At 37.8% G+C, this 6,730-nt stretch carries 6 protein-coding genes and 1 pseudogene; all 7 read left to right on the forward strand.

The features are described from left to right. The first annotated feature begins 42 nt into the window (after nucleotides 1–42). Nucleotides 43–2,019 (forward strand): class I SAM-dependent DNA methyltransferase, encoded by a 1,977-nt coding sequence (locus AWW78_RS10725; protein ID WP_244884394.1) that lies wholly within the window; start codon nucleotides 43–45, stop codon nucleotides 2,017–2,019. Nucleotides 2,020–2,138: 119 nt separating this feature from the next. After that, entirely contained in the window at nucleotides 2,139–3,149 is a 1,011-nt protein-coding gene (locus tag AWW78_RS05845; RefSeq protein ID WP_047133330.1) for a P-loop NTPase family protein, read from the forward strand. 106 nt (nucleotides 3,150–3,255) lie between these two features. Continuing rightward, a complete protein-coding gene (locus AWW78_RS05850; protein WP_047133340.1) occupies nucleotides 3,256–3,594 on the forward strand; it encodes a nucleotidyltransferase family protein in 339 nt (112 codons plus the stop codon). Further along, nucleotides 3,591–4,001 carry a HEPN domain-containing protein gene (locus AWW78_RS05855; protein ID WP_047133331.1) on the forward strand — a complete coding sequence of 137 codons (411 nt, stop codon included), beginning with the start codon at nucleotides 3,591–3,593 and terminating at the stop codon, nucleotides 3,999–4,001. Before AWW78_RS05850 ends, AWW78_RS05855 begins: the two co-directional genes overlap by 4 nt. Before the next feature lie 171 nt (nucleotides 4,002–4,172). After that, entirely contained in the window at nucleotides 4,173–4,706 is a 534-nt protein-coding gene (locus AWW78_RS05860) for a hypothetical protein (RefSeq protein WP_075426145.1), read from the forward strand. A gap of 596 nt (nucleotides 4,707–5,302) precedes the next feature. Further along, nucleotides 5,303–6,004 (forward strand): tetratricopeptide repeat protein, encoded by a 702-nt coding sequence (locus AWW78_RS05865; RefSeq protein ID WP_075426146.1) that lies wholly within the window; start codon nucleotides 5,303–5,305, stop codon nucleotides 6,002–6,004. Between the two features lie 370 nt (nucleotides 6,005–6,374). Continuing rightward, nucleotides 6,375–6,730 (forward strand): annotated as a pseudogene (locus AWW78_RS05870) (WD40 repeat domain-containing protein); the annotation flags it as partial.

The raw sequence follows: 6,730 nt of genomic DNA on the forward strand, positions 1-6,730 counted from the left end.
CAATGAACTTTATCCTCTATAAAATCTATAGGAACAAACCAAATGCAAGCGTACGGTAAGGGCTTCGCCAAAGTATACGACATCAAGTGGTCAGACTTCGCTAAGCAAGTTGCTCCGTTTATTCTTGATTTCTATGCGACCACACCAATTGCTCAAGAGAACAAAAGCATTCTTGATCTTTGCTGTGGTACTGGTCATTTGGCAATGCATTTTTTGGAAAAAGGATATCGGGTTGTTGGTCTTGATCTATCAGACCATATGCTGCATTACGCTCGAGAACATGCTCGTCACTATATTGAGTCAGGCAAAGCCACATTCATTCAAGGTGATGCGAGCAACTTTACTCTAGACGAGCGTTTCGGTTTGGTCGTTTCTATATATGATTCGCTCAACCATCTTGAAAACGAACAAGCGTTGCGCAGATGCTTCCAATGTGTCTATGCAGTAAGTGATGGATACTTTATTTTTGATTTGAATACACGGCGTGGACTCAAACGCTGGAACGGTATCCAAGTAGACGATAGCGATGACGAAATGCTGATCATCAGCCGCGGTATCTACGACGGGTTAAACGATAAAGCCTGGATGAAAATCAGCGGATTTGTGCGGATGCCCAATGGGCTTTATGAGCGGTTTGAAGAGACGGTCTTCAACACTGTCTTTGAAATGGAAAGGGTAAAAAAAGGCCCTGCTCGATGTGGGTTGGAAGAATGTTTACTTTGCTCGTATTCAAGATTTGAAAACGCCGTCTTCCCATTTGATACACAGCAACCCGAAGCATACAGAATTAAAGTCGGATCAAAAACAGATCTCGCCCTCGGTTTCGTTTTCCTGATTCTATCAGTGCCATTTGCCTATGTCTCATACAAAACACACACAAAACTGATCCGAGAAATCCAAAAAGACATAAACTCAGCCGTGCGAACCTACAACGAGATCGCAAAAGATTTTATTTGCGTTGCCAAACTAAAGGGAGTGAATACAACAACACACGAGAAAATCTCAGGCGAGTTTTTGATCGTATCTGCTGAAAAACAAACAATGCTGTTAATCAGAATCCCAACAGCACAGGTCCTCTCGGTCGGAAAAGATAACTTCAAAAACGACATCTTCACAACAGACATCCTCACAATCCCAAAAATAAAAGCACAAATCCAAATCTCACCAATCCAAACCTATCAAAATATATCGCTGTCAAGCTTTTCAACTGGCACAGACTCGCTGATTTATCTAACAGGCAAAATTGAATTCTACGAACCAGTGAAAATCACCATACCGCTGACAAAATTCCAATTCATAAAGCAAACCTCAGAAACACGACTTGAACTCAATCACGCTCCGCTCGACTTCCTCAAATCCCAAGGTTTAGCCGACAAGATCCTTAAAAACGCTGAGATATCCATAAAATCCTTTATCCCTGTGCAAGCACCGACGCCGACGCCAGCACCAACACCAACCAACACAAGCACAAAAATCCAAACCATCGAATTCACTCCAAACGAAACAATTCAAATCCTGATCACAACAGGGCAAAACATCACAGCCGGAGAAGTGATCGCTTACAAACCCTCAGAAAAAACACAAAAAATTGAACTTGAACTCGAAAAGATCCAAAACAAAATAAACCAACTACAAAGCAAAATCACACTACTTGACCTGAAACTTGCACGAGATACAATCTCAATAAGCGACCAAATCTTCAAACTAACGCAAGAATACCAAACTATGGAAAGCCTCGTGAACAAAGGACTTAAACCCCACAGCTCAATTGAAGAAATTGCATACGAAATCGCAAAACTCCAAGGTAAAAAGAAACTAAAACAACTTGAACATAAAAACGAAATTGAAAAAATTAACACCGAAATCCAAAACCTGAAAATAAAACAAAAACAACTTGAACTCGAACTCAAACAAGAACAAACAAAAAACAGCATAACAGCGACAACATCGGGAAAAGTTAAAGACATAAAAGAAACCCAAATCGCAAACAAAAAAATAATCACTATAACATTTGAATAACGGCAAGCCAGCGAACAGGCGGGCGCTGGCGAGCCAACGCACAACGAAAAATTTTTTAAAAGTCAGCGGGCGGGCACGCCAACGAACAACAGCGAAAAAATAAATCGCTGAAATTGGCGATGGCTGACATATATAAAGACGAAGCATTTTTCGGACGAAGGGAAGAACTCAAAAAGATCATCGCAAACGCACTACTCGGAAAAAATACGCTGATAATCGGGAAAAGGGGAGTGGGGAAGTCAACTCTGATCGATCAAGCGATATCAATCTTGAACGGATCAATCCACCGAATCGACATAAGCCCAGGAGTACTCGCACATGAATTTAAAGACTTAAGACTTGCTCAGCGCCTTCGCTCAGCTTGGCAAAATGAAATCAAAACGCTGAAAATTGAACTTCTCAAAACAAAATCAACCATCTTCAACGATATAATCGAAACACTCTACAAAAACAACGACCTAAACGACACTGAAGAACTTGTCTCAATAAGCCCAGACGGAACTATCACAGTCCAAGTCAAAAACGCCCCATCAGTCGTAGTAAAATCACTCACAGCAAAAAATTATATAGTCTTCATTGACGACCTCGAAAGTGCCTCAAGCCAAATGATCGAATTTATAATTAACCTTGTCAGATCATCCATAACAGTGATCGCCACAACCTCCGAAATCCAAGACTCAAAAAAGATCAAACACCTCACTGCTCAATTTGAAAAAATCGAACTTAAAGAATTTGACAAACAAACAACCCAAGAGATGATCAACTACATAACCCAAAAATATCTACCCCACGCACCAAAAGACATAGCAACATTCCTAAAAAACGAAGTCGAAAGAATAAGCAAGGGAAACCCAACAATCATAAAATCACTATTTGCACAAGCAATCGCACAAAAACACTTAACAGAAGAAGAAATAAAAAAACTCAGAGCCCTTGAAGAAAGAGAATACATCAACCTCGGACCTTTCTTTGCAATCCTGATCGGTTCAATCACAATAGTTAAAATCCTTCAAATCGGGCTTGAAAACAGAGAAACCTACATCCTGCTGTCAATCCTATCATTCATCACTTACCTTATAATCCGAATCTTCCGCTACTTCCTCCTCTTCAAACCCCAAAGAAAAAGATAAACCCCCAACTTGACACAATTAAAAATTTTTACTATGTTATCATAAACCGAACCTCAACCAAACTATAAAATGCAACTCCCAATCTTATAATAAAATGGCGAGAAATATGATGGGTAAACTAAAATTGAATAAAAAAGAAAAGCAGGCACTTAGGGAATTAAAAGAAAAGTTAACAGAAAAATTTCCCGATGTGGATATAATCCTCTTTGGCTCAAAGGCAAGAGGGGATTTTGATCCAGAATCAGACATCGACCTGTTAATTCTGATTGAGGAGCCAATAAATAGCAAAATAGAAGAAGAAATTAACTCCATTGCTTATGAAATTGAACTGAAATATGATGTAGTCTTTGGTAAAATTATAGAAAACAAAAACTTCTGGAACTCACCATTAGCACGCTCAATGCCAATTCATCAAAATATAGATGATGAAGGAATCAAAATATGAAAAAAGAATTCATTGACCTTGCAAAATATAGGCTGGAAAAGGCAAAAAATACACTATCAGATGCTAAAAAATATTTTGAATCAGCAACTCTCGAATCAACAGTAAATAGAATTTATTACGCTATGTTCTATGCAGTTAATGCCTTATTGATTTCTAAGGGGCTCTCATCGTCAAAACATTCAGGTGTTCGTGCTTTATTTAACCGTGAGTTCGTCAAGGCAGGAATAGTTAAAAAAGAATTGGGGGAGTTTTTTAGTGAAATGTATGACAGAAGACAAAAAGGTGATTATGAAGATTTTGTACAATTTCAAAAAGAGGATGTTAAATTATGGCTTGAAAGGGCAGAGAAATTTATAGAAGAAATTTCAGAAGTGACACTAAAAATTATTTCACAGGAAGAAAAGTAAACTAGATAAAATCTTGGAATTGAACTAAGTACGGGCGTATTCCTATATGCTCCTACTTTCCCTCTCTTCAAACCCCAACGCAAAAAATAAACCCCTTATTGAGTTAAAAACAAAAAAGATTTATATTAAATAAAATTACGTCAGAATTTAAAGAAATTGATGGAGGGGTAAATGGCAGACACAACGAAGCAAAAGGTTTTTAAATTAGTGAAGGAATATTTAAAAGAAAAACCAGAAGGAGCTCGTTACTCTGAAATTATTGATTTTCTGAAGAGCCAACTACCTGGTGTTCCAGAAAATACTCTCCATGGCTCAGTTTGGAGTTTTAGACAAAGAATAGTTAACGGGGAGGAGAAAGAGGTTATTATACCAGAAAGAGGAATATACTTGCTTTCTGAGTATCAGAAGGGCGAATTGCCATTTAAAAAAGAGGAAATAAAAATAAAAGAAGAAGATTTTTATGAGAAATTCGCAGATTATCTTGTTAAAGAGTTGGAAGAATGCACAAAAGCAATTTCATTGGGCGGAAATAGATTTCAAGACAAATGGGGAACTCCAGATGTTTTAGGTGTTTATAAATTTTCTGAAGCAGAGCCGATTAGACCACCTTTGGAAATCGTAAGTGCTATACATCAACCCGCTGCGACTTATGGTTTTCCCGCGAGGTTCTTCTTATGTATAGAACAAGAATCTGTTCTCTTTTAAAGCTAAGGCTTGCTTAAAAGTTTGTTTGCTTGTAATGGCGTTCTTTTCAATTATGGGTCACCGCGTAGAAGTGAGACTTTTATAACACACAAGATAATAGGGCTATATGTGAGAAGATAAAGATAAAATTATAAAGCCGAATTAAAAAATTAAAGCATGTTCAACTAAAGTTAAGCTAGGTATATTGATACAACAAACCTTGGGGTTCTTTGATAAGGGGAAAATGGGAAGGGGATGAATTCGTTATGTTTTATGCAATGTGGAAGTTATTAGAGAAGCAAAGATATCTATCAAACTTGCTTCAGGAAAGTCCAGAACGAGAATTCGCATATTTTCTGACATGGCGCGCTAGCTAATTTATTTAGCTTTTTGTGATCGTAGATCAATAGATGCAAATTTAACCGCGTGTAATAGGCGCAATGAGTTAAGCGGGATTTCTAAAGAAAGCTTGATAGTTTTGAGGTTTATTTTTTTAACAGGTCACATATGATGATTCTCTTTAACAACGAACAGTCAGGTGTATTAGAAAGATTCTCTTCCTATCTGATCAGAAACAAAGATTAGCCTTTACAAAAAATAAAAACGAAGGTATTATCATGAGGTGCGTCAATTGTGGCTGGGAAAATCCAGAAAGGGCTCGCTTCTGCAGTAATTGTGGACAAGCGCTTCAAGTGATTGTTCAAGAAAATGCTTTGGGAACTCAGGAGGATAACGAGATTGAGAAAGAATTGAAAATCTATGATCACGCTATCAAAATTAACCCACAAAATGCTGTGGCATGGTATAACAAGGGTATAGTATTGGGGAAATTGGGACGCTATCAGGAATCTTTGAAGTGTTTTGACCACGCTATTGAAATTAATCCACAACTAACCGTAGCATGGGTTGGCAAAGGCGTGATACTGGGAAAATTAGGACACAATCAAAAAGCTTTGGGGTGTTTCGACCATGCCATTGAGATTAATCCACAATTAGTCGAGGCATGGTATAACAAGGGGGTGATACTGAGGGAATTGGGGCGCTATCAAGAAGCTTTGGAATGTTTTGACCACGCTGTTGAGATTAATCCGCAAGATGCAGATATATGGGTCAACAAAGGTATAGTATTGGGAGAATTGGAACGCTATGAAGAAGCTTTGGAGTGCTTTGATCGAGCTACTGAAATTGATCCACAACTAGCCACAGCGTGGGCTGGTAAAGGTGTGATATTGAAGAAATTGAAACGCGAGCTAGAAGCATTAGAATGCTTTAACCGTGCCATTGAAATCAATCCGCAGTTGCTAGAGAAGCTAAGGTAAAATTTAGGAAAAGCCAAGTATATACAATCACGTGTATATTAAGTGCTTAAGGAAAACAACGCAATTTACATGTGATGTTAAGAGTACAGCAAAGAGATATTTTGACTGTAAAGATTTTTATCTTAAATATGCAACGACTATAAGAAGAAGATGTAATAAACCTGTTGAATTTTGAAGATGTTTAATAAAAAAAATAACCTTTGAAGGTAAATTTGGGCTAATTAACGATTTTTTCAGAAATTGCAAAAATAAAAAAATAAGGAGGTATAAGACTATGACTTTCAAAATTAAGATTTTTGGCTTCCTGTTGCTGTTTATACTGCCGTATGTCTCTTTTGCATCAGATAAACCTGAGGTCTTTGTGCAACTGGGGCATAGTGACCGGGTCACATCCATAGCCTTTTCACCCGATGGTAAAACATTTGTCTCTGGAAGTGCTGATAACACTCTTAAACTTTGGGATGTCTCTACTGGTAAGGAGATAAGAACATTTAGAGGACATAGTGGTGATGTCACATCCGTAGCCTTTTCACCTGATGGTAAAATAATTATATCTGGAAGTGGAGGGTTATTTGACAACACTCTTAAACTTTGGGATGTCTCTACTGGTAAGGAAATAAGAACATTTAGAGGACATAGTGATGATGTCACATCCATAGCCTTTTCACCCGATGGTAAAACATTTGTCTCTGGAAGTGCTGATAACACTCTTAAACTTTGGGATGT

It is taken from the genome of Candidatus Kryptonium thompsonii (genome assembly GCF_001535985.1).
In the GTDB taxonomy this organism is placed as follows: Bacteria; Bacteroidota; Ignavibacteria; order Kryptoniales; family Kryptoniaceae; genus Kryptonium; species Kryptonium thompsonii.